Raw genomic sequence first — 21,384 nt, forward strand, 5'->3', positions numbered from 1 at the left:
ATGAATTTTTCCCAGTTCTTCATTTCGCGGCCGATCTTCGCAGCGGTGCTGTCGCTGTTGATCCTGATCGCCGGCGCCATTTCGCTGTTCCAGTTACCGATCAGCGAATACCCGGAAGTAGTGCCACCTACCGTGGTGGTACGCGCCAACTTCCCGGGCGCCAACCCGAAGGTCATCGGTGAAACCGTTGCCGCTCCCCTGGAGCAAGCCATTACCGGCGTCGAGAACATGCTGTACATGTCCTCGCAGTCGACGGCTGACGGCAAGATCACCCTGACCATCACCTTCGCCCTCGGCACCGACCTGGATAACGCCCAGGTGCAGGTACAGAACCGCGTCACCCGGACCCAGCCCAAGCTGCCGGAAGAAGTGACCCGGATCGGTATCACCGTGGACAAGGCGTCCCCCGACCTGACCATGGTTGTGCACTTGACCTCACCGGACAAGCGCTACGACATGCTCTACCTGTCCAACTACGCCATCCTCAATATCAAGGATGAGCTGGCGCGCCTGGGCGGCGTGGGTGACGTGCAATTGTTCGGCATGGGCGATTACTCCCTGCGGGTATGGCTGGACCCGAACAAGACCGCTTCACGCAACCTGACCGCCACCGACGTGGTGACCGCAATCCGTGAGCAGAACCGTCAAGTGGCCGCCGGTGCCCTGGGCGCTCCGCCTGCGCCGAATGCCACCAGCTTCCAATTGTCGGTCAACACACAGGGCCGTCTGGTCACCGAGGAAGAGTTCGAGAACATCATCATTCGTTCCGGCGATAACGGTGAGATCACCCGCCTGAAAGACATCGCACGGGTAGAACTGGGCTCCAGTCAGTACGCCTTGCGTTCGTTGCTCAATAACCAGCCGGCGGTGGCGATCCCAATCTTCCAGCGTCCGGGTTCCAACGCCATCGAGATCTCCAATGAAGTGCGCGCCAAGATGGCGGAGCTCAAGCAGAGCTTCCCTGAAGGCATGGATTTCAGCATCGTCTATGACCCGACCATCTTCGTACGTGGCTCCATCGAGGCGGTGGTTCACACCCTGTTCGAAGCACTGATCCTGGTGGTGCTGGTGGTGATCCTGTTCCTGCAAACCTGGCGCGCCTCGATCATTCCGTTGGTGGCGGTGCCGGTATCGTTGATCGGTACCTTTGCGGTCATGCACCTGTTTGGCTTCTCCCTCAACGCCCTGTCGCTGTTCGGGCTGGTATTGGCCATCGGTATCGTGGTGGACGACGCCATCGTGGTGGTGGAGAACGTCGAGCGAAACATCGAGTTGGGCCTGGAGCCGTTCGAGGCCACCAAAAAGGCCATGAGCGAAGTGACCGGCCCGATCATCGCCACGGCGCTGGTGCTGTGTGCGGTGTTTATTCCGGCCGCATTCATCAGCGGCTTGACTGGGCAGTTCTACAAACAGTTCGCCTTGACCATTGCGATTTCGACGGTGATCTCGGCCTTCAACTCGTTGACCTTGTCCCCTGCCCTGGCCGCCGTGTTGCTGCGCAGCCATGACGCGCCGAAGGATCGTTTCTCGAAAGTCCTCGACGGGATCTTCGGTGCCTGGTTGTTCCGCCCGTTCAACCGTTTCTTCGATAAAGCCAGTCATGGCTACGTCGGTACCGTACGCCGGGTGATTCGCGGCAGCGGCATCGCGCTGTTCCTGTACGCCGGTTTGATGGTGCTGACCTGGTTCGGTTTTGCTCACACCCCTACCGGTTTCGTACCCGCCCAGGACAAGCAATACCTGGTGGCCTTCGCTCAATTGCCGGACGCCGCGAGCCTGGACCGCACCGAAGACGTGATCAAACGCATGTCTGACATCGCCCTGAAGCAGCCGGGCGTGGAAAGCGCCGTGGCGTTCCCGGGCCTGTCGATCAACGGGTTCACCAACAGCCCGAACAGCGGCATCGTCTTCGTGACCTTGAAGCCGTTCGATGAGCGTAAAGGTGCGGGTATGTCCGCCGGTGCGATTGCCGGGGCATTGAACGGCAAGTACAGCGACATCCAGGAAGCCTACATGGCGATCTTCCCACCGCCGCCGGTACAGGGCCTGGGCACCATTGGCGGGTTCCGCCTGCAAGTTGAAGACCGTGGCAACCTGGGTTACGACGAGCTGTACAAAGAAGTGCAGAACATCATCACCAAGAGCCGCACCGTGCCGGAACTGGCCGGGTTGTTCACCAGCTACACAGTCAACGTGCCGCAGGTGGATGCCGCTATCGACCGGGAAAAGGCCAAGACCCACGGCGTGGCGATCAGCGACATCTTCGACACTCTGCAGATTTACCTGGGTTCGCTGTATGCCAACGACTTCAACCGCTTCGGTCGTACCTATCAGGTCAACGTGCAGGCTGAACAACAATTCCGCCTGGATTCCGAGCAGATTGGTCAGTTGAAAGTGCGCAACAACAAAGGCGAGATGATCCCGTTGGCGACCTTTATCAAGGTCAGCGACACCTCGGGCCCGGACCGTGTGATGCACTACAACGGTTTCATTACCGCCGAGATCAACGGTAACGCGGCACCGGGCTACAGCTCCGGCCAGGCCCAGATTGCCATCGAGAAACTGCTCAAAGACGAACTGCCCAACGGCATGACCTACGAGTGGACCGACCTGACCTATCAGCAGATCCTCTCGGGCAATACCGCGCTGTTCGTGTTCCCGCTCTGCGTACTGCTGGCGTTCCTGGTACTGGCCGCTCAATACGAAAGCTGGAGCCTGCCGCTGGCGGTGATCCTGATCGTACCGATGACCCTGCTGTCGGCCATCACCGGGGTGATTCTCTCCGGCGGCGACAACAACATCTTTACCCAGATCGGCTTGATCGTACTGGTGGGGCTTGCCTGTAAGAACGCGATTCTGATTGTCGAGTTCGCCAAGGATAAGCAGGAGGAAGGCCTTGATCCGCTCGCCGCGGTACTGGAGGCCTGCCGCCTGCGTCTGCGGCCGATCCTGATGACCTCGTTCGCCTTCATCATGGGTGTTGTGCCCCTGGTGTTCTCCAGCGGCGCCGGTGCCGAGATGCGTCATGCCATGGGCGTGGCGGTGTTCTCCGGGATGATCGGGGTGACCTTCTTCGGTCTGTTGCTGACGCCAGTGTTCTACGTATTGATCCGTCGTTTCGTCGAGCGCGGCGAAGCCCGCAAAGCGACCAAGGCCCTGAAGCTGGAGACACAGCAATGAGCGTGAAAGTGTTCCTGCCGAGCTTGCTGGTACTGGCGCTGAGTGCCTGTGCCGTAGGCCCGGATTACAAGACCCAAACCTTGGATGCCGCCAATATCACGGCGGCCGCAGACGCCAAGCAGTATGACCGTGCGAAATTCGAAGGCATCTGGTGGCAGCAGTTCGACGACCCGACCCTCAACCAGTTGGTAACGCAATCCCTGCAAGGCAACCGTGACCTGCGCGTAGCGTTTGCCCGCTTGCGGGCCGCGCGGGCGATCCGTGATGACGCCGCCAACGACGTGATGCCAGTGATCACCAGCCGCGTCAGCAGCGACGTGGGCAAGGGCCAGATCCCGGGCCAGACCACCAAACGCGTCAACAGCGAGCGTTACGACCTGGGCCTCGACATGGCCTGGGAAGTGGACTTGTTCGGTCGCATTCGTCGCAACCTGGAAGCCAGCGACGCTGACCAACAGGCCGCCGAAGCCGACCTCTATCAACTGCAAGTCACCCTGATTGCCGAGTTAGTGGACGCTTACGGTCAACTACGGGGTGCGCAACTGCGCGAAAAAATCGCCGTGGCCAACCTGAAGAACCAGGCAGATTCGCGCGGGATTACCGTCAGCCTGCGGGACGCAGGTGTCGGCGATCAGCTTGACGTGGAGCGTGCCGATGCGCGCCTGGCAGCGGTTGAAGCCAGCGTGCCGCAATTGCAGGCCGAAGAAGTACGCGAGCGTAACCGTATCGCCACCCTCCTCGGCCAGCGCCCGGACAAGTTGACCGTGGACCTGAGCCCTAAAGACCTGCCGGCGATTGCCAAGGCCTTGCCGATTGGTGATCCAGGACTACTGCTGCAACGTCGCCCGGACATTCTCAGCGCCGAACGCAAGCTGGCCGCCGCCACCGCGCGGATCGGCGTGGCCAAGGCCGACCTGTTCCCCCGAGTCAGCCTCAGCGGCTTCCTCGGCTTTACCGCCGGGCGTGGATCGCAGATCGGTTCGGCCGCCGCCAATGCCTGGTCCCTGGGCCCAAGCATTACCTGGGCTGCATTCGACCTGGGCAGCGTGCGCGCTCGTTTGCGCGGTGCCGATGCTGAAGCCGATGGCGCCCTGGCGACCTACGAACAACAAGTGCTGCTGGCCCTGGAAGAGTCGGAAAACGCGTTCAGTGATTACGGCAAGCGCCAGCAACGTCTGGTCTCGCTGATTCGTCAGAGCGAGTCCAGCCGCGCCGCCGCCGACCTGGCCGAGATTCGCTACCGCGAAGGCACCGTGGACTTCCTGGTGCTGCTGGACGCCCAGCGTGAGCGCCTGGCGGCCGAAGATTCCCAGGCCCAGGCCGAAGTGGATCTGTATCGCGGTATTGTTGCGATCTACAAGGCATTGGGTGGTGGTTGGCAGCCGGACACCACGGTGGCCAGCGCAAAGTAATCTGAAGAGCTCCTTTGGTTGGTCGCATCCAACCAATTTTTAGCCTCGTGTCTCATTCGGTCGCGGGGCTTTTTTTTGTCTGGCGTATCAGTTGGCTTCGTTGAGAATCAAGCTACGGTAATGCCCCGGATTGGACCCCGACCACTTGCGAAAGGCCTTATAGAACGAGCTCACATCAGCAAACCCCAGGCGGGTCGCGATGTCGACAAAGCTCATATCGGGCTCGGCCAGCCAGACAACGGCCAGTTCTTTGCGCACACTGTCCTTGAGCCCCTGATAAGTCTGGCCTTCTTCGGCCAGGCGACGGCGCAAGGTGGACGCCGACATGCACAGGCGGGTGGCCAGGCTCTCGGTTTCGGGCCAGGTGTCGGCTGGCATCTTGCGCAGATCGTTCTTGATCCCCATGGCCAGGCTGTCAGGGTCGCGGTATTTGACCAGGATGTTGGCCGGCGCACGGGCCAGGAAGCGCTTGAGTTCCTCGGCACTGCGCTTGATCGGCAAGTCGAGGCAATCAGCGGAAAAAATCATCCGTGTGCGAGGTCGATCAAAGCGCAGGTTGTCGGAAAACATCACCTGGTAATCGTCACAGAACGGCGGCGGCGGGCAGCGCAGCTCAATGGCGAGGATCGGAATGCGCCTGCCTACCAGCCAGCACGCCACACCGTGGACAATCATCCAATAGGTAAAGTAGGTGAACGCCCGCTTGGGCTCGGGCTTGGGTTCCAACAGCACGATCTCCGCCAGGCTTTGCTGGCGCACCAACTGGGCAGGCAAGTGGTCAAGCATTAACGACAGGAAGCCCAGGCCGGTTTCCAGCCCCGCCCCGAGGCCAATCTGCGCCATGGACGCACGACAGAGAAACTCCAGGCTGCCGGACTTGAGCTTGCGCGGGTCCATGCCGAAAAACTCATCGTCCAGGCGCCGTGCCAGCAACCGCCATAGCCGCGCATAAGCCATGGCCGGGACACGAGCGGCTGGTTGTTCCAGCAACGCCGGATCAATCCCGACCTTGTTCAGGGCTTCATGGGTCGCAGCCCCCGGCGCACAGCTCTGTAGCAGGGCTTCGCGGACCAGATGGATGGAGATGGTGTCTTTTTCCGACATGACGTATGAGGTAGCCCGGTTGTGCTGGAGATGTCGCGCATCATAGTGGGCGCAACGCCTCATCACCACCGTTCAGCCGCCGTTCAGCAAACGTCAATAATAGCTATTTAGCAATGAGTATCATTATGTTACAAATTAGCATCCTATCTAATGACGATTCGGTGCCGAATGCTTGTTCCATTTCTAATCATGCTGCGCGAAGGGATTGAAGCGGCATTGATCGTTGGCATCATCGCCAGTTACCTGAAACAGACAGGTCGCGGTCAGTGGATGCCCGCCGTGTGGATCGGCGTATTCCTCGCCGCTGCGCTGGCGTTGCTGGTCGGTGGTGGCCTGGAACTGATGAGCGCGGAGTTTCCGCAAAAGCAGCAGGAATTGTTTGAGGGCATTGTCGGCCTGGTCGCCGTGGGTATTCTCAGTTCCATGGTGTTCTGGATGCGCAAAGTGGCGCGCTCCATCAAGCATTCCCTGCATCAATCCCTCGATCATGCGCTGACCGGTTCCAAACATCAGGTAACGGCCCTGATCGCCATGGTGTTTTTCGCGGTAGCCCGGGAAGGCCTGGAAACGGTGTTCTTCCTGCTCGCCGTGTTCCAGCAGAGCGAAGGTCCGGCCGCGCCCATCGGCGCCCTGCTCGGCCTGATCCTGGCGATCATCGTCGGCTTCCTGATCTATACCGGCAGCATGCGCCTGAACCTCGGTGCGTTTTTCCGCTGGACCGGCCTGTTCATTCTGGTAGTGGCCGCCGGCATCCTTGCCAACTCGGTGCAAGCGCTGCACGAGGCCGGGGTCTGGAATCACCTGCAAACCGTCTTGTTCGACTTTAGCGCCAGCCTGCCCATGGACGGCCCGCTGGGCTCCGTGTTGGCCGGCATGTTCGGTTATCAGGATGCGCCAACGTTCAGTACGTTGGGTGCCTACCTGATCTACCTGGTGGTAGCCCTGGTGATGTTCTTTCTGCCAGCGGCACCTGCCAAACCGGCCGCCAGCAGTCCTTCTTCCGTTTCCAACCAGTAAGGACCGTCTCTTGTCCAACCAATCCCCTCAACCGGCCTCGCCTCCCCGCGCCCTGCGCTGGGCGGTGGCCGGCTCGGTGGTCGTGATGATCGCCGCCGGAGGCCTGTTTTACTATGCCTCGCAACTGGCCGCAGCCAAGCGTCAGGTTAACCACAACGAAATCGCTGTGACCATCCACGCCCATAGCTGCGAACCCAACGCGCTGACGGTCCCGGCAGGTCGTGCCAGCTTTCGTATCATCAACCGCTCGGACCGGGCAGTGGAATGGGAAATTCTTGACGGTGTGCTGGTGGTTGAAGAGCGGGAAAACATCGCGCCCGGCCTGAGCCAAGTGATCAACGCCAATCTGTTGCCGGGCGACTACGCAATCACCTGCGGCCTGCTGAGCAATCCGCGCGGCACCTTGCATGTAACACCCACCGCCGAGTCGGACGCCCAAGCCAAGGCCAAGCCATCGATGGTGGCCTTTATCGGGCCGCTGTCTGAATTCCGCGTTTACCTGAGCGGCCAGGGCGGCGCATTGATCAAGGCCGTCAGCGCCCTTGATCAGGCTATCGCAGCCGGCGACCTGAGCCATGCCCAGGCACTCTACGTACCGGCCCGCGAGGCTTATCAGCGCCTGGCTCCTGCCTCGCAACGCCTGGCGGAACTGGATAACGCCATCAACGCCCGTGCCGATTACTTCGAAAAGCGCGAGCAGGATCCGGCGTTCAGCGGTTTCCACCGCATTGAATACGCGCTGTTCCAGCAACGTAGCACTGACGGTCTGACGCCAATTGGCCAGCGTTTGCTGACCGACGTCACCACCCTCAAGCAACAGTTGCTGGCCCAGTCGCTGCCACCGGAACAACTGGTGAGCATCCTGGTGCGCAACCTCAACAGCCTGGCCGACGTTCGCGCCGCCAGCGGTGAAGAGGAGCGCTACAGCCATATCGACCTCAACGGTTTTGCCGCCAATCTGGATGTCACCCGCAAGGTGGTCGACCTGATGCGGCCGCTGCTGAGCAAATCCGCCGCGGACCTGTTGCCGGGGATCGACAGTGCCCTTACCGCCTTCGACGCCGAACTCGAAGGTTTGAAAGTCGATAACCACTACACCACGTATGACAGCGTCACGGCCGATCAGCGCAAGCAGATCGCCGACAAGGCCAAGGCTCTGGCCGTTGCACTCGATGGAATCGATCCCGCCCTTGGCCTTTCCGGCCTACAGTGAAGACCCCGTTAAATGAGTGATTCAGATCAGTGCTCCTTCAACCCTCAGCGTCGTCGCGTATTGCTGGGCATGGCCGCCACCGGTGCAGCGATTGCCGGCAGCAGCCTGAGCTGCCCGGCAATGGCCGCCGGCGCCGCCCAAGTCACCACTGCGCCGAGTAGTAGCAAAACCCAGGACCACCACGACTTCCACGGCAAGCATCAGACCGGCATCGTCACCCCGCGCCCGGCCTGCGGCATGCTCGTTTCCTTCGATGTGCTGGCCGGTGACCGTGAGGATCTTACGCGGTTGTTCCGTACCCTGAACGAGCGCATCAGCTTCCTGATGACCGGCGGCACCGTACCGCAAGTCGACCCGAAACTGCCGCCTACCGACTCAGGGATCCTCGGACCTGTGGTGACACCGGACAACCTGACCATCACCGTCTCGGTGGGCGAGTCGCTGTTCGATGAGCGCTTCGGCCTGACCCGCGCCAAGCCCAAACGCCTGATCCGTATGGTCGGCTTCCCCAACGATGCTCTGGAACCGGCCCAGTGCCACGGCGACTTGAGCCTGCAGTTCAGTTCCAACACTCCGGATACCAACATCCATGCCCTGCGCGACATCGTGAAAAACCTGCCGGACCTGCTGCTGGTGCGCTGGAAACAGGAAGGTAGCGTGCCGCCCCAGGCACCCGCCCGCCCCGGCGAGCCTGCCCAGAGTGCACGCAACTTTCTCGGTTTTCGTGACGGCTCGGCCAACCCCGACTCCAACGACAACAAGACCATGGACCAGATTGTCTGGGTCCAGCCCGGCAGCGACGAACCCACCTGGGCGGCCAATGGCAGCTACCAGGCCGTGCGGATCATCCGCAACTTTGTCGAGCGCTGGGACCGCACCCCGTTGCAGGAGCAGGAAAGCATCATCGGCCGGGTCAAGGCCAGTGGCGCCCCCATGGACGGTCAGAAAGAAACCCAGGTCCCCGATTACAGCAAGGACCCGCAAGGCAAGTTGACCAAGCTCGATGCCCATATTCGCCTGGCCAACCCGCGTACCCGCGAGACCCAGGCCAACCTGATCCTGCGTCGGCCGTTCAACTACTCCAATGGGGTCAACAAAAATGGTCAGTTGGACATGGGGCTGTTGTTCATCTGCTACCAGGCTGACCTGGAGAAAGGCTTTATCAGCGTGCAAACAAGGCTCAACGGCGAGCCCCTGGAGGAATACCTGAAACCGGTCGGCGGCGGTTACTTCTTCACCCTGCCGGGCGTTACCGGGCCCCAGGATTTCATTGGGCGCACGTTGCTGGATGCCACGCACCTGCAAACCACTGCCAATACCTAAAACAAACCCCACAGCGGAAACCGTCCCATGAAAAAGTCGTCTCTCGCGTTGTCGTTGTTAATGGCCCTGTCTGCGCAGGCGGCCTTCGCCGCGACGGCACCACTGGACCTGGTTGGCCCGGTATCGGACTACAAGATCTACGTCACCGAAGAAATTGGTGAGCTGGTGACTCAGACACAGGCGTTCACCGACGCCGTGAAAAAAGGCGACCTGGCGACTGCCAAGAAGCTCTACGCGCCGACCCGCGTCCACTATGAATCCATTGAGCCCATCGCCGAGCTGTTCAGCGACCTCGACGCGTCTATCGACTCCCGGGTCGACGACCACGAAAAAGGCGTAGAAGCCGAGGACTTCACAGGCTTCCACCGCATCGAGTACGCACTGTTCTCCAAGAACACCACCGAAGGCCTGGGTGCCCTGGCCGACAAGCTGAACAGCGACGTCAAAGACCTGAAAACCCGTGTCGACGGTCTGACCTTCCCGCCTGAAAAAGTCGTCGGCGGTGCCGCTGCGCTGTTGGAAGAAGTCGCCGCCACCAAGATCTCCGGTGAAGAGGACCGCTACAGCCACACTGACCTGTATGACTTCCAGGGCAACATTGACGGCGCGAAGAAAATCGTCGACCTGTTCCGTCCGCAGATTGAGCAGCAAGACAAGGGGTTTGTCGCCAAAGTCGACAAGAACTTCGCCGCCGTAGACAAGATCCTGGCCAAGTACAAAACCAGGGATGGCGGATTTGAAACCTACGACAAGGTCAAGGAAAACGACCGCAAGGCCTTGGTTGGTCCGGTCACTACCCTGGCGGAAGACCTGTCGACCCTGCGTGGCAAGCTGGGTTTGAACTGAGGTTTGTGCAACCAGCCTCTCGCCCGGTCAGGACGAGAGGTCTAACAGGTTTACCTCGTTAGCGTATCAGGTGCAGCATCAACCAAGGGTGTACCGAAAGGTTTGCCGCTACGCGGATCAATGGCGTACCAAAACCCACGGTGCTGAACCTTCTGTATACCTGTGCCATCGCTCACTTTGTGCACCTCGGCGCTGTGACCGGCAGCAACCATCCAATAGCACCGCAGCTTTTCCTCCACAGTAATCAGATACGGCGTCATTTTCCCCAACTTTACCGTCCCGCTCGCCAGCAGGTGAGGCAGCTTGATGAGCCCGCGGGTTGCCGCTTTGGTCAGCGCTGCATAGCCATCCAGCGGATTGAGGCCGGCACTGACGAACAACACGCTTTCTTTGACGAAGTCAAATGCCCGGTCGCTTAACGCCACCGGGGGCTTTGCCCACGCCAGCGTTGGCGTGAGGGGAGCTACAGAGGGTCGAAGGCGGCCAATCACCCCAACCAATGGATTAGGTGTCAGGACTTTTGCAGAACGAATCAGTGCCCGCGCTTGCCCTGCCACACCGATTGCCACGCCCACCAGATCCACGGCCAGGCTAGTAAATCCCTTGCCAATATTGCCTGCGGCGAACTCTTGATAGGCACCCACAAATGGCACCAGCCCCAGCAAAATATTGTGATCACGTGCGATTGCTTCTCGACGCTGTTCCAGGGGAAGTTGTTCCCGAGCCCTTTCAAGCAGGCTTGCCTGCGTCTCATAAAAATTGCCTTCGACAATTTTTCGGGTGATGTTTGCAATCCTCGCTGAGGAATAGCTGTTGGGGACGAACGTCGCCAAGGTATGCCCCCCGGGTAGTGATCGACCCGCAATACGGCCGCCGAGCGGCTCAATAATCACCTTGGAGGAAATGGCATTCGGCCGAGGAGCCGATCCAGTGGAGTACGCACTGAAATCGATCAGCACGCGGGTACCCCGCCGAACAGGAAGATAGACAGGACCGCGGGGTGACGGATATTTTTCACGCTTTATCACGCCATTCAAGTCAGGCGCCTCAGGCAAGTCATCGCGTCTGATGATCTTTCCACTGGCAAAGACCTCGTAATAACAGACCTTGTTTTCAGACTCGGCACGTAACAACGTGCCTTGGCGCGCCCGAGTGGCGGCCCGCTTTTCGTCAGTTTCCTGCGCCATCGTTTCACCTGTTTCCCCACGCAAGGTGAACAATTCGACATCCCCCAACTCCAGGCGTTGGCGATCAACCAGCGGCAGCTCGGCAATCATCAATTTGAGCTTGGTCGCGTAAGCCTCCTTGAGTTGTTTGTGATGATTGTTGACAGCGGGCACCAGCAAATCGTCAAGCGGGGGCAGACGACGAATTCGGGCCTCCAGCTCTTCGCGTTTTTGTGCAGGGGCTTCAGGTGCCTGATATTGCCTGAACGGCGTAGAGGCTGGCTTGCCTCCGGTTTCAGGCACATCGCGGGTCAAGACCCACTTTCCCGGTGTCAGGTCGCCGGTCATGTAGGTCTCGATAATGGAGCGCGTCCTGGGTTCGGATACCCCCATGTTCCTGCGCAACTGCGCATCGGCGATCTGCACGGTCATGGCTTCAAGTTCAGCGACCGTAGTCCCGAGAAAGACCTTGAGCAGTTCCTTTATAGCCAGTGATCTACGAGTCGGCAACGCGGTAGCGGCCTTGGCAAACGCTGCACTGGCCTCTTCACGCTGTTTGAAGAAGGCCTGACTGGCATCCTGAATGTCGTGCCGGGAATATTCACCATCACTGCGCTTGCGAATGACCCCGTTGAGCACGCCCCAATCGGCCATGATCTTGATTCCCTGCAATTGCATCAACGTTTGCTGCGCCTCGCTGGTGGGGCTCAAGGTCGTCAGGGCGGTGACTTGCTCCTCGTTCATCGCCCGCGATGTTCCGGGGGCATGACTGTCGGCCATCGCACAGCCCAGACGCAGCTCCATCCAGGCCGGAGTGCCGATATGCACCGCCTCGGGTACATCCCGGACCAGAAACTCCGGCGCCGCCTGGGCCAGGCAAAGATGAGCAGCCAGCACCGCCATTTTCGGATCCAGCCCCTTCTTCTCATGCAGGTGCTTTTCAATATCAGCCCGCACAGCACCTAATGAACGCCCCATGTTGGCGGGCTGATAAATCTCATACCCAGCCACTTCACCGGGCTTGCCGGGATCGACGTGGAGTTTGATCGCTGCAATGACCAATTGCTGGCGGACTTCCTTTGACAGCCCTGGCCCGCCGTGAGTCGCACCGTACCAATTCACCGCCCTGCCCAGTTGCGCACTGAGCTCCTGTAGGGCTGCGAGCTCGTCCCTGAGGGCATCCGACTCCTCGACATAATGGGTGAAATCACGCCAGCCACCGACAGGTGTCAATTGCTCGAACTTGCCCTCCGATATCCGAAAAGGCAAACCAGACCAACCTGCACCCTCGTCGCTGAGCAACTTGTGCATTGGCGGTAACTCGGTAAAACGCCGCAGTCGCTCGCGGGCCTCGTGGTCATCTTTGGCCAACGGTGATCCCGGCGACAGCTCGCTCGCGTATGAGGACCAATCGACAGGACTCCCGTCCGGCAAATCGGCAACCAGCAAAGAGAGCCGCTCAGCCAGGCTCTGGCGTTCTTGCAGATCGCTGATCGTCTGCCTGGCGCAATCAAGAGCGGCATTCCGACGGCTAAGGTCCTCGGCAGGCAGGGAAAGACCATCGGTGCGCAGCCGGCTAATGAGCAAATCGACGTCTTCCTGCGAGTCGGGTGTTTGCAGGTTAAAGGCGTGCATCACAACGTCGCGGGGCACCCAGTGGTCATCATCTCCCACATAGTTCAGCCCTTGATCCGTCGGGTCCAGCAGCTCGCGAATCCCACGCAGTTTCACCGAAGCCTGCCACCATCCTGAATCGTCCGCAGTGGTGAACTTCACGGCGGTACGAATACCGTTGTTGTCGGCGTAGCCTTCAATGAAATCCTTGTGCAGGTTGATCTTGGCTGTTTCCAGGCCTTTGCTTTTTATCCAGTACTGTAGCTCAGGCTGGTTCAGCATCTGCTGGTAGACGGTCAACAACGGCGACAACGTGCTGCCCGCGGGTACTTGCACCATGGAATATCCGCTCGTTAACGCGGTGCTCAGTCGCTCGGCGAGGATGGCATCCGCAGCGGCGCGGTCATGGGTCTCGTTGTGAGCAGAGCGTCTGATGCGTGGTATCAGTTGGGGAAGTGGCGTCGATAGAAGCGGGTGAGCGGCGGCGCTCGGAAAGGTGTGCCGGGTATTGGTTATTTGCATCGGCATATTCATGTCCTCTTCGGCTGAGTCCCTGAAAATAGGATCCGTGCCTCCCTGAACGGTAATCGGCAGTGTATGAAGCCTACCGCCCTACTGCCTGTACTCCCCTTCCGAAAGCATAAAGGGATGACGGAGCGCGCCCCGTCATCCCTTTACTTGTCCTGCTGTTCATTGCCAGCCAGTTAGGCGGCAAACGGCGTTACAGTATCCGATACAACAACCGCTCGATCCGTACACGGCTGACTCGACGCAAGAACTTACCGACAGCCTCCGGGTACTCCAGCAACGTCTGCAACTGCTGATAGCGCTCGATCCGCGTGGTGTGCTTGAAAATTTCGGCGAGTTCAATTCGCCGCGGCTCCTGCCACTCACCCTTGGGATCATCGATCAACAAGCCGTTTTCCAGGTCCAGGCGGAACGCCCGTGGATTGAGGTTGCTGCCGGTGAGCAACGTGTAGCGCTGGTCGACCCACATGCCCTTGAGGTGGTAGGTATTATCGCCGTCGTGCCACAAGTGCAGGTTCAACTGACCGCTGTCGATCATCGGCTGGTGACGCTTGGCAAAGCGCCGCAGGCTGATTTCATACAGGTAGGGCAGCGCGGCGATCACCTTGAACGGCTCGCTGGGCGGGATGTAGAAATCGTTGGCGGTCTTGTCGCCAACGATGATGTCGATCTTCACCCCGCGCGCCAGGGCGCGGTTGATTTCCCGGGTCACCGGCAACGGCAGATTGAAGTATGGGGTGCAGATGGTCAGTTGATGCTGGGCGCTGGCGATCAGTTCGCAGATCACCCTGCTCAGCGGGTTGTTCTTGCCGACGCCCAGCAACGGACTGACCGACAAGTTGCCGCTGGCCACGCTGCCGGTGCTGGTGTCATAGGCCGCATGCTTCAGGCGACTGCGCAGGTCGCCAATGTCATTGCGCAAACTGCGGGTGCTCGGCAGGTTCGGCAGGTCCAGGCGATGCACGGCCTTGGAGGCCACCAGGCCGTGCTCCACCAGGTGCTGCATCGAGTCGGCCAGCGCCTTGTTGTGAATCAGGTGATAGCGGTCGAAGCGGTACTTGTCGAACTTGTGCAGGTACACGTTGTTGAGGCTCGCGCCGCTGTACAGCACGCAGTCATCAATGACAAAGCCCTTGAGGTGCAGCACGCCAAACAGTTCGCGGGTTTGCACCGGTACGCCGTATACCGGTACTTCGCTGTTGTGGGACTGGGTCATGGCCTGATACCAGGCGCTGTTGCCCGGCTGCTTGCCGGCACCGATCAAGCCGCGTTGGGCCCGCAGCCAGTCGACCACCACGACGATATCCAGCTCGGGCCGCGCGGCTTTGGCGGCGTGCAAGGCATCGTATATTTCCTGCCCTGCCTCATCCTGTTGCAGGTAAAGCGCAACGATGTAGATGCGCTGGGTAGCCTGGGGGATTTTTTCCAGCAGGCAACGGCGAAACTCGGCGGCGCCGCAGAGCACGCCGATGGCCTCGGGAGTGAGAGGAAAACCGCGCAGCTTGGGCAACAGGGAGCGTTTGAAGAACGACGGCATAGGGCTCGCAATGGGTCTAATCCGAAGAGCCCGAGAGCTTACACCATGGGTGGACTCAGGTCTTGTTGTTGAAATGTAAAATAGCTCATTGACCAAGAAGAACGATCGTTCTACTGTGTGCTGCATGAACGATATGACTAGCAATGAAACCCGCGACATCATCTTGGATGTCACCGAAAAGTTGATCTATAAAAGTGGCATCGCTGCCACGGGCATGGATCTTCTGGTGAAGACCGCCGGCGTCTCCAGAAAGAGTATCTACCGTTACTTCGTCAACAAGGACGAGCTGGTGCTCGCCGCCTTGCAGCGCCGCGATGAACGCTGGATGCAGTGGCTACGCAATGAGGTGGCGCGTAACGAAACCACGGACGGGCGCCTGCTGGCACTGTTCAGTACGCTCAAGACCTGGTTCGGCTCGGCCGATTTTCGCGGCTGTGCGTTCATCAACACCAGCGGCGAGACCGGCAACCCCCAGGACCCGGTGCGTCTGCTGGCCAAGGCCCATAAACAAAAACTGCTCGAGTACGTCCTTGAGCTGTGTAAAGCACATGGCACCCCCGACCCGGAACGACAGGCCGCGCAACTGCTGATCCTGATCGATGGCGCCATTACCGTTGCGCTGATCTCAGGTGATTCAACCGCCGCCGATAATGCGCAATACATGGCGCAAACGTTATTGAAACTTTGAATCTACGACCTCACGCAACTTTCATCTGAACTTTTCAGGAGTCGTTCTATGTCATCCAACACTGAAGTACGCCGGCCACTGCCGCCGTTCACCCGCGAGTCGGCCATTGAAAAGATCCGCCTGGCTGAAGACGGCTGGAACTCCCGGGACCCGCAACGGGTATCGCTGGCCTACACCCTGGATACGAAATGGCGCAACCGCACCGAGTTTGCCAACAGCCGTGAAGAGGCCAAGGAGTTTTTGACGCGCAAGTGGGCCAAGGAACTGGATTATCGGCTGATCAAAGAGTTGTGGGCCTTTACCGATCACCGCATCGCCGTGCGTTACGCCTACGAATGGCACGACGACTCCGGCAACTGGTTTCGCTCCTATGGCAATGAAAACTGGGAGTTCGACGAGAATGGCCTGATGTCCAATCGTCACGCTTGCATCAACGACCTGCCGATCAAGGAAACCGAGCGCAAGTTCCACTGGCCGTTGGGACGGCGCCCGGACGAGCATCCGGGTCTTTCTGATCTGGGGCTGTAACCTTGTAGATACCATTGGCCCGTTGTAGCCGCTGCCGAAGAATGAGGCTGCGATAAGGGCCGAAGGACCTTCGGCAGTTTCAGGAGACTGGCGACTGCTGCGCAGCCGATCGCAGGCTGCGCCAGCAGCTACAGTCAATCCTGATTCAAACCCACCCGATACAACGCTCCATTATCCTCATCCGTCAGCACATACAGAAAGCCATCCGGCCCCTGTCTCACATCGCGAATCCGCGCTTTCAAGCCGCCCAGCAGGCGCTCTTCGTGAATCACCTTGTCTCCATCGAACTGCAGACGGATCAGCTCCTGGCTGACCAACGCTGCGACAAACAAGTTGTGCTGCCAGGCCTTGAAGCGATCAGCGTCATAGAACGCCATACCGCTGACACCCGGTGACTTCTCCCAAACATGGTGAGGCGCCACGATCCCTTCGGCAGTCTTGCCCTTGGCCTCGGGAATCGGTGTCAGGGAGTAGTTGATGCCATGGGTCGCCAGCGGCCAGCCGTAGTTTTTCCCACGCTCAATGATGTTGACCTCATCACCGCCCCGTGGGCCGTGTTCGTTTTCCCACAGGGTGCCACTCCATGGGTTCAGCGCCGCGCCTTGAGGGTTACGCTGGCCATAGGACCAGATCTCGGGCCTGGCCCCTTCCTGGCCGACAAAGGGATTGTCTTGCGGCACACGGCCGTCAGGGAAGATTCGTACGACCTTGCCTTGAAGTTTGTCCAGATCCTGGGCGGTCAGGCGGTCATTGTTTTCCCCCAGCGTCACAAACAGGTAGCCATCACGGTCAAACACCAGCCGCGAACCGAAGTGATTGCCGGTGGACAGCTTGGGCTCCTGGCGCAGGATCACCTGAAAGTCCTTCAAGCCACTCAAGTCATCGCTCAAGCGCCCTCGCCCCACCGCGGTCCCGGCGGTACCACCCTCGCCGCCGCCTTCGGCGTAAGACAGGTACACCAGCCGGTCCTGTTTGAAGTCAGGTGACAGCACCACATCCAGCAAACCGCCCTGCCCCTTGGCCCAGACCTTCGGCACGCCGCTCAAGGGCGCGGAGAGCTTGCCATCAGCGCTGACAAATCGCAGGTTGCCGGGACGCTCGGTCACCAGAAAGCCTTGCTTGTCCGGCAGAAAAGCCACTGCCCAAGGATGATCCAGGCCTTTGACAATCGCAGTGGCGGTGACGCTGCCCTGTTCGCTGGAGAACTGTTGAACATCGCCAGCAGAAACGGGAAATGCCAGGGGCAGCAATGCGCTGGCGCAGAACGTCGCTAAAAGGGTTTTGCGTAGAGACATACCGTGGATTTCCTTGTTCTCTTTACACATTCAATCGCGGCAGCCCTCAAGGCTGGCGATTGCCATTGGCATCGCGGGTTGGAGCTTGCGGCTGGACTGCAGGTGGTGTGGGTGACGCATCACGCTGCGGATAACGGTTGCCGATCCCGCCATTTTCGAGGGTCGGCTGACGAGGCACCGGGGCAATGTTGGGGCCACGAATGGTCGGAGTATTGGGCTGGGTGCCCTGCATGCTATTGGGGTTGGCCCGGTGAATAGGGCTGTTATACGGGTTGTTGTTGCCGGGCAGATTTTGCGCCTGGACCAACGAGCTGAGTGCGAGGCTCATCGCCAGCACTGCGAAATTGCGCACATGGGTGTTCATGACAAAGCCTCTGTGGCGAGTAGTACCTGCTTTCGATAACACGCTACGCCCAGGGTTCGGCTTTAGTAACTAAATAGTTTCTCATCAGGTGTAACACGATCTGTCTGAGCATCGGTTGAATGTGCCCCTTAACCAACCAGCCGACCGTGGAAACTTTTGCTGAAGCCGGCAGGTCACCTGAAGACCTGACACTGACAAGGAAACAACCACATGCCACGAGCCATCTGGAAAGGCGCAATCAGTTTCGGCTTGGTTCATATCCCCGTGTCGCTGGTCTCGGCAACGTCGTCCCAGGGCGTCGACTTCGACTGGCTGGACAAGCGCAGCATGGACCCGGTGGGCTATAAGCGCATCAACAAGGCCACCGGCAAGGAGGTCACCAAAGACAATATCGTCAAGGGCGTGGCCTACGAGAAAGGCCGTTATGTGATACTCAGTGAAGACGAAATCCGCTCGGCCCATCCCAAGTCCACCCAGACCATCGAAATCATCGCCTTCGTTGCCAGCGATCAAATCCCCTTACAGAACATTGATACGCCCTACTTCCTCGCGCCGGATAAACGCGGGGGAAAGGTCTATGCGTTGCTACGGGAAACCCTGAAGAAAACCCAAAAAGTCGCCCTGGCCAATGTGGTACTGCATACCAAGCAGCACCTGGCTGCCTTGATGCCACTGGATGCGGCCCTGGTACTGGTGATGCTGCGCTGGCCCGCCGAAGTACGCAGCCTGGATGAACTGGAACTGGGCAGCGAAGTGACCAAACCGACGCTGGCCAAGGGCGAATTGGACATGGCCAAGCGCCTGGTAGACGACATGAGCGCCGACTGGCAGCCCAAGGAGTACCGCGACAGTTTCCAGGACAAGATCATGGCGCTGGTGGCCAGGAAGGCCAAGGCCGGCAAAATTGAAGACGTGGAGTCGAGTGAGGGCATTGAGGAGCGTAAGTCAGCGGATGTGATCGACCTGACGGAATTGCTCAAGCGCAGTCTGGCCGGCAAGCCTGCGCGTAAAAAACCACTCCCCAAAAAGACCACAAAGGCCTCTTGAGCCCGCCATACGAGGTCAATCACCATGGCTAAGCCGCTGAGTGAATACAACCGCAAGCGCGACTTCAACATCACCGCCGAACCTTCCGGCGCCTCATCCCGTGGCAAGAACCGAGCCTCGGCCTTGAAGTTCGTGATTCAGAAACACGACGCACGCAATCTGCACTACGACTTTCGCCTGGAACTCGATGGCGTGTTGAAAAGTTGGGCGGTGCCCAAGGGTCCAAGCCTGGACCCCAGTCAGAAACGCCTGGCAGTCCACGTTGAGGACCACCCCCTGAGCTATGGCAGTTTTGAAGGGAGTATTCCCGCTGGGCAGTACGGGGCTGGTGACGTGATCGTCTGGGACCGAGGTGTCTGGCAGTCCCACGACGATCCTCGTAAAGCCTACGCGGCCGGCAAGCTGAAATTCACCCTGATCGGCGAAAAGCTGGCCGGCGATTGGACCTTGGTACGCACGCGCCTCAAAGGCAGCGGCGACAAGGAGCAATGGCTGCTGATCAAGGAAAACGACCAGCAGGCCCGCCCGGTGGCTGACTACGATATCGTCCAGGCCGAACCGAAGAGCGTGCTGAGTGGCGAGACGGTGGGCCATGTCAAAACACCTGCAGCCCCCAGAAAAGCCACGCGCAAATCCCCAACCACCCTACCCGATCAACTCACCCCCCAATTGGCAACCCTGGTAGACCGAGCACCTGCGGGCGATTGGGTGTACGAAATCAAATTCGACGGTTACCGCATCCTGGCGCGCATCCATAACGGCGAGGTACGTCTGTTCACCCGCAACGGCCATGACTGGACCGATCGCCTGCCACGCCAGACCAAGGCCTTGCAAGCACTGAAGCTCAAGGACAGCTGGCTGGACGGCGAGGTGGTCAGCCTTAACCCCGAGGGCTTGCCGGACTTCCAGGCGCTGCAAAACGCCTTTGATATCGGACGCAGCCTGGACATCGTCTATTACCTGTTTGACGCGCCGTTTCTGGAAGGTCGTGATGTTCGCGAGGACCCCGTCGAGAAACGGCGCGCCGCCCTCAAAGAGGTGCTGGCGCGCAGCAACAGCAAATTGCTGCGCTTCTCCGAGGCCTTTGCCGCCAACCAACGCGACATTTTCGAAAGCGCCTGCGACCTGGCGCTGGAGGGAGTGATCGGCAAGCGGGCCGGCAGTCCGTATGTGTCCAAGCGCAGTGCCGACTGGATCAAACTCAAGTGCCGGCTGCGCCAGGAGTTCGTGATTATTGGCTACACCCGTCCCCAAGGCTCACGCAGTGGTTTTGGCGCACTGTTGTTGGCGGTCAACGATGATTCAGATCTTGTGTACGCAGGACGGGTGGGCACTGGCTTTGATCAGGCGTCGCTGAAAAAAATCTTCGAGCAGTTAAAACCCTTGGAACGCGACACGTCACCGCTGGGAAACCCCCTGACCTCCACACAAGCCCGTGGTGTGCATTGGGTCGAGCCACAGCTGGTTGCAGAGGTGCAATTCGCCGAATGGACCCGTGAAGGAGTGATACGCCAAGCCGCGTTTGTCGGCCTGCGCGCTGACAAGCCGGCGGAGCAGATCATTCATGAACAACCACGTGCGGCGAAGCCACTTAACAAAACAGCCAAGACCAGCGCCACACAGGCCGGCGTCACGATCACCCACCCCGATCGGGTGATTGACCCACAAAGCAGCCTACAAAAACTGCAACTGGCGCAGTTCTATGAGGGCATCAGTGAATGGATCCTGCCACACTTGCGCCATCGTCCCGTGTCATTACTCAGGGCCCCGGAAGGCATCACCGGCGAGCAGTTTTTCCAGAAGCATTCCGAGCGCCTGGCCATCCCCAATATCAAACAGCTGGACCAGGCCCTGGATCCGGGTCATGCACGGCTGATGGAAATTGACCGCCCGGCAGCGCTGATCGGCGCTGTGCAAATGGGCACGATCGAATTTCACACCTGGGGTGCGACCACGGACAAGATCGAAACACCTGACTTGTTTGTGCTGGACCTGGACCCTGATCCGGCATTGCCCTGGAAATCCATGCTGGAGGCTGCACAACTGACCTTGTCAGTGCTCGATGAGTTGGGGCTGGAGACGTTCGTCAAAACCAGTGGCGGCAAAGGCTTGCACCTGATCGTGCCCTTGGCACGCAATGCTGACTGGGGCACGGTAAAAGCCTTTGCAAAGGCCATTGCCCAGTTCATGACGCAGCAACTGCCGGAGCGATTCACCGCAACTTCAGGACCGAAAAACCGCGTGGGGAAAATCTATCTCGACTACCTGCGCAATGCCCGCGGCGCCAGCACGGTGGCGGCCTATTCGGTACGGGCAAGACCTGGACTGCCAGTATCGGTACCTGTCAGCCGAGACGAACTGACACGCTTGCGCAGTGCCCAGCAGTGGACTGTCGATAACTTGCAGGAGCGTTTGCGGGGTTTGAAGAAAGACCCGTGGGCCGGTTATGCCAATCGACAGAAGATCAGCAAGAAGATGTGGGAGAAGCTGGGGGCAAATCCACCAGGCTGACACGCCCACAC

At 59.5% G+C, this 21,384-nt stretch carries 15 protein-coding genes; 10 read left to right on the plus strand and 5 right to left on the minus strand.

The window, feature by feature from the left end:
• Both J7E41_RS12760 and J7E41_RS12765 read left to right on the plus strand, forming a co-directional pair.
• Positions 1-3,180 (plus strand): efflux RND transporter permease subunit, encoded by a 3,180-nt coding sequence (locus tag J7E41_RS12760; RefSeq protein ID WP_214993382.1) that lies wholly within the window; start codon positions 1-3, stop codon positions 3,178-3,180.
• Complete coding sequence (locus J7E41_RS12765) at positions 3,177-4,592, plus strand: efflux transporter outer membrane subunit (protein ID WP_214993383.1); 1,416 nt, start codon at positions 3,177-3,179, stop codon at positions 4,590-4,592. The genes J7E41_RS12760 and J7E41_RS12765 overlap by 4 nt, the downstream gene beginning before the upstream one ends.
• Positions 4,593-4,679: 87 nt before the next feature.
• On the opposite strand, the gene J7E41_RS12770 is transcribed toward J7E41_RS12765, so the two are convergent.
• Positions 4,680-5,696, minus strand: a complete 1,017-nt coding sequence (locus tag J7E41_RS12770; protein WP_214993384.1) for an AraC family transcriptional regulator — start codon at positions 5,694-5,696, stop codon at positions 4,680-4,682.
• A 168-nt stretch (positions 5,697-5,864) separates the two neighbouring features.
• On the opposite strand from J7E41_RS12770, the gene efeU reads away from it, so the two are divergent.
• From efeU to efeO (J7E41_RS12790), 4 genes are read left to right on the plus strand one after another with little or no spacing between them, the layout of a single operon-like run.
• Positions 5,865-6,713: an iron uptake transporter permease EfeU gene (efeU, locus tag J7E41_RS12775; protein WP_214993386.1), complete on the plus strand. Its 849-nt coding sequence runs from the start codon at positions 5,865-5,867 to the stop codon at positions 6,711-6,713.
• A gap of 10 nt (positions 6,714-6,723) precedes the next feature.
• Entirely contained in the window at positions 6,724-7,926 is a 1,203-nt protein-coding gene (gene efeO / locus J7E41_RS12780) for an iron uptake system protein EfeO (protein WP_214993388.1), read from the plus strand.
• A 12-nt stretch (positions 7,927-7,938) separates the two neighbouring features.
• Positions 7,939-9,249, plus strand: coding sequence for an iron uptake transporter deferrochelatase/peroxidase subunit (gene efeB / locus J7E41_RS12785; protein ID WP_214993389.1), 1,311 nt, complete (start codon positions 7,939-7,941; stop codon positions 9,247-9,249).
• Positions 9,250-9,276: 27 nt separating this feature from the next.
• Positions 9,277-10,095 carry an iron uptake system protein EfeO gene (efeO, locus tag J7E41_RS12790; RefSeq protein WP_214993390.1) on the plus strand — a complete coding sequence of 273 codons (819 nt, stop codon included), beginning with the start codon at positions 9,277-9,279 and terminating at the stop codon, positions 10,093-10,095.
• 50 nt (positions 10,096-10,145) lie between these two features.
• Here the strand turns inward: efeO (J7E41_RS12790) and J7E41_RS12795 are convergent, their stop codons facing one another.
• Positions 10,146-13,409, minus strand: coding sequence for a hypothetical protein (locus tag J7E41_RS12795; protein WP_214993391.1), 3,264 nt, complete (start codon positions 13,407-13,409; stop codon positions 10,146-10,148).
• A 187-nt stretch (positions 13,410-13,596) separates the two neighbouring features.
• On the minus strand, positions 13,597-14,940 hold the full coding sequence (gene pssA / locus J7E41_RS12800) for a CDP-diacylglycerol--serine O-phosphatidyltransferase (protein ID WP_214993392.1): 1,344 nt from the start codon (positions 14,938-14,940) through the stop codon (positions 13,597-13,599).
• 124 nt (positions 14,941-15,064) lie between these two features.
• Between pssA and J7E41_RS12805 the strand changes: the two genes are divergently transcribed.
• Positions 15,065-15,628 (plus strand): TetR/AcrR family transcriptional regulator, encoded by a 564-nt coding sequence (locus tag J7E41_RS12805; RefSeq protein WP_214993393.1) that lies wholly within the window; start codon positions 15,065-15,067, stop codon positions 15,626-15,628.
• Between the two features lie 48 nt (positions 15,629-15,676).
• Complete coding sequence (locus tag J7E41_RS12810) at positions 15,677-16,156, plus strand: DUF1348 family protein (protein WP_214993394.1); 480 nt, start codon at positions 15,677-15,679, stop codon at positions 16,154-16,156.
• 134 nt (positions 16,157-16,290) lie between these two features.
• On the opposite strand, the gene J7E41_RS12815 is transcribed toward J7E41_RS12810, so the two are convergent.
• Both J7E41_RS12815 and J7E41_RS12820 read right to left on the minus strand, forming a co-directional pair.
• Positions 16,291-17,451 carry a PQQ-dependent sugar dehydrogenase gene (locus J7E41_RS12815; protein WP_214993396.1) on the minus strand — a complete coding sequence of 387 codons (1,161 nt, stop codon included), beginning with the start codon at positions 17,449-17,451 and terminating at the stop codon, positions 16,291-16,293.
• Positions 17,452-17,497: 46 nt separating this feature from the next.
• Entirely contained in the window at positions 17,498-17,815 is a 318-nt protein-coding gene (locus tag J7E41_RS12820; RefSeq protein ID WP_214993397.1) for a hypothetical protein, read from the minus strand.
• A 210-nt stretch (positions 17,816-18,025) separates the two neighbouring features.
• On the opposite strand from J7E41_RS12820, the gene J7E41_RS12825 reads away from it, so the two are divergent.
• Together J7E41_RS12825 and ligD are read left to right on the plus strand one after the other, a co-directional pair.
• Complete coding sequence (locus J7E41_RS12825; protein WP_214993398.1) at positions 18,026-18,862, plus strand: Ku protein; 837 nt, start codon at positions 18,026-18,028, stop codon at positions 18,860-18,862.
• A gap of 24 nt (positions 18,863-18,886) precedes the next feature.
• Complete coding sequence (ligD, locus tag J7E41_RS12830; RefSeq protein ID WP_214993399.1) at positions 18,887-21,373, plus strand: DNA ligase D; 2,487 nt, start codon at positions 18,887-18,889, stop codon at positions 21,371-21,373.
• Positions 21,374-21,384 lie beyond the last annotated feature (11 nt).

The organism is Pseudomonas fluorescens, assembly GCF_018614655.1.
In the GTDB taxonomy this organism is placed as follows: Bacteria; Pseudomonadota; Gammaproteobacteria; order Pseudomonadales; family Pseudomonadaceae; genus Aquipseudomonas; species Aquipseudomonas fluorescens_BX.

Bases quoted from the DNA above. Each gene is read 5' to 3' on its own strand.
- J7E41_RS12820 (WP_214993397.1), bottom strand. From the start codon at position 17,815: ATGAACACCCATGTGCGCAATTTCGCAGTGCTGGCGATGAGCCTCGCA.
- pssA (WP_214993392.1), bottom strand. From the start codon at position 14,940: ATGCCGTCGTTCTTCAAACGCTCCCTGTTGCCCAAGCTGCGCGGTTTT.
- J7E41_RS12795 (WP_214993391.1), bottom strand. From the start codon at position 13,409: ATGAATATGCCGATGCAAATAACCAATACCCGGCACACCTTTCCGAGC.
- J7E41_RS12765 (WP_214993383.1), top strand. From the start codon at position 3,177: ATGAGCGTGAAAGTGTTCCTGCCGAGCTTGCTGGTACTGGCGCTGAGT.
- J7E41_RS12805 (WP_214993393.1), top strand. From the start codon at position 15,065: ATGAACGATATGACTAGCAATGAAACCCGCGACATCATCTTGGATGTC.
- efeU (WP_214993386.1), top strand. From the start codon at position 5,865: ATGCTTGTTCCATTTCTAATCATGCTGCGCGAAGGGATTGAAGCGGCA.
- J7E41_RS12815 (WP_214993396.1), bottom strand. From the start codon at position 17,451: ATGTCTCTACGCAAAACCCTTTTAGCGACGTTCTGCGCCAGCGCATTG.
- J7E41_RS12810 (WP_214993394.1), top strand. From the start codon at position 15,677: ATGTCATCCAACACTGAAGTACGCCGGCCACTGCCGCCGTTCACCCGC.
- efeO (WP_214993390.1), top strand. From the start codon at position 9,277: ATGAAAAAGTCGTCTCTCGCGTTGTCGTTGTTAATGGCCCTGTCTGCG.
- J7E41_RS12825 (WP_214993398.1), top strand. From the start codon at position 18,026: ATGCCACGAGCCATCTGGAAAGGCGCAATCAGTTTCGGCTTGGTTCAT.
- ligD (WP_214993399.1), top strand. From the start codon at position 18,887: ATGGCTAAGCCGCTGAGTGAATACAACCGCAAGCGCGACTTCAACATC.
- J7E41_RS12760 (WP_214993382.1), top strand. From the start codon at position 1: ATGAATTTTTCCCAGTTCTTCATTTCGCGGCCGATCTTCGCAGCGGTG.
- efeB (WP_214993389.1), top strand. From the start codon at position 7,939: ATGAGTGATTCAGATCAGTGCTCCTTCAACCCTCAGCGTCGTCGCGTA.
- J7E41_RS12770 (WP_214993384.1), bottom strand. From the start codon at position 5,696: ATGTCGGAAAAAGACACCATCTCCATCCATCTGGTCCGCGAAGCCCTG.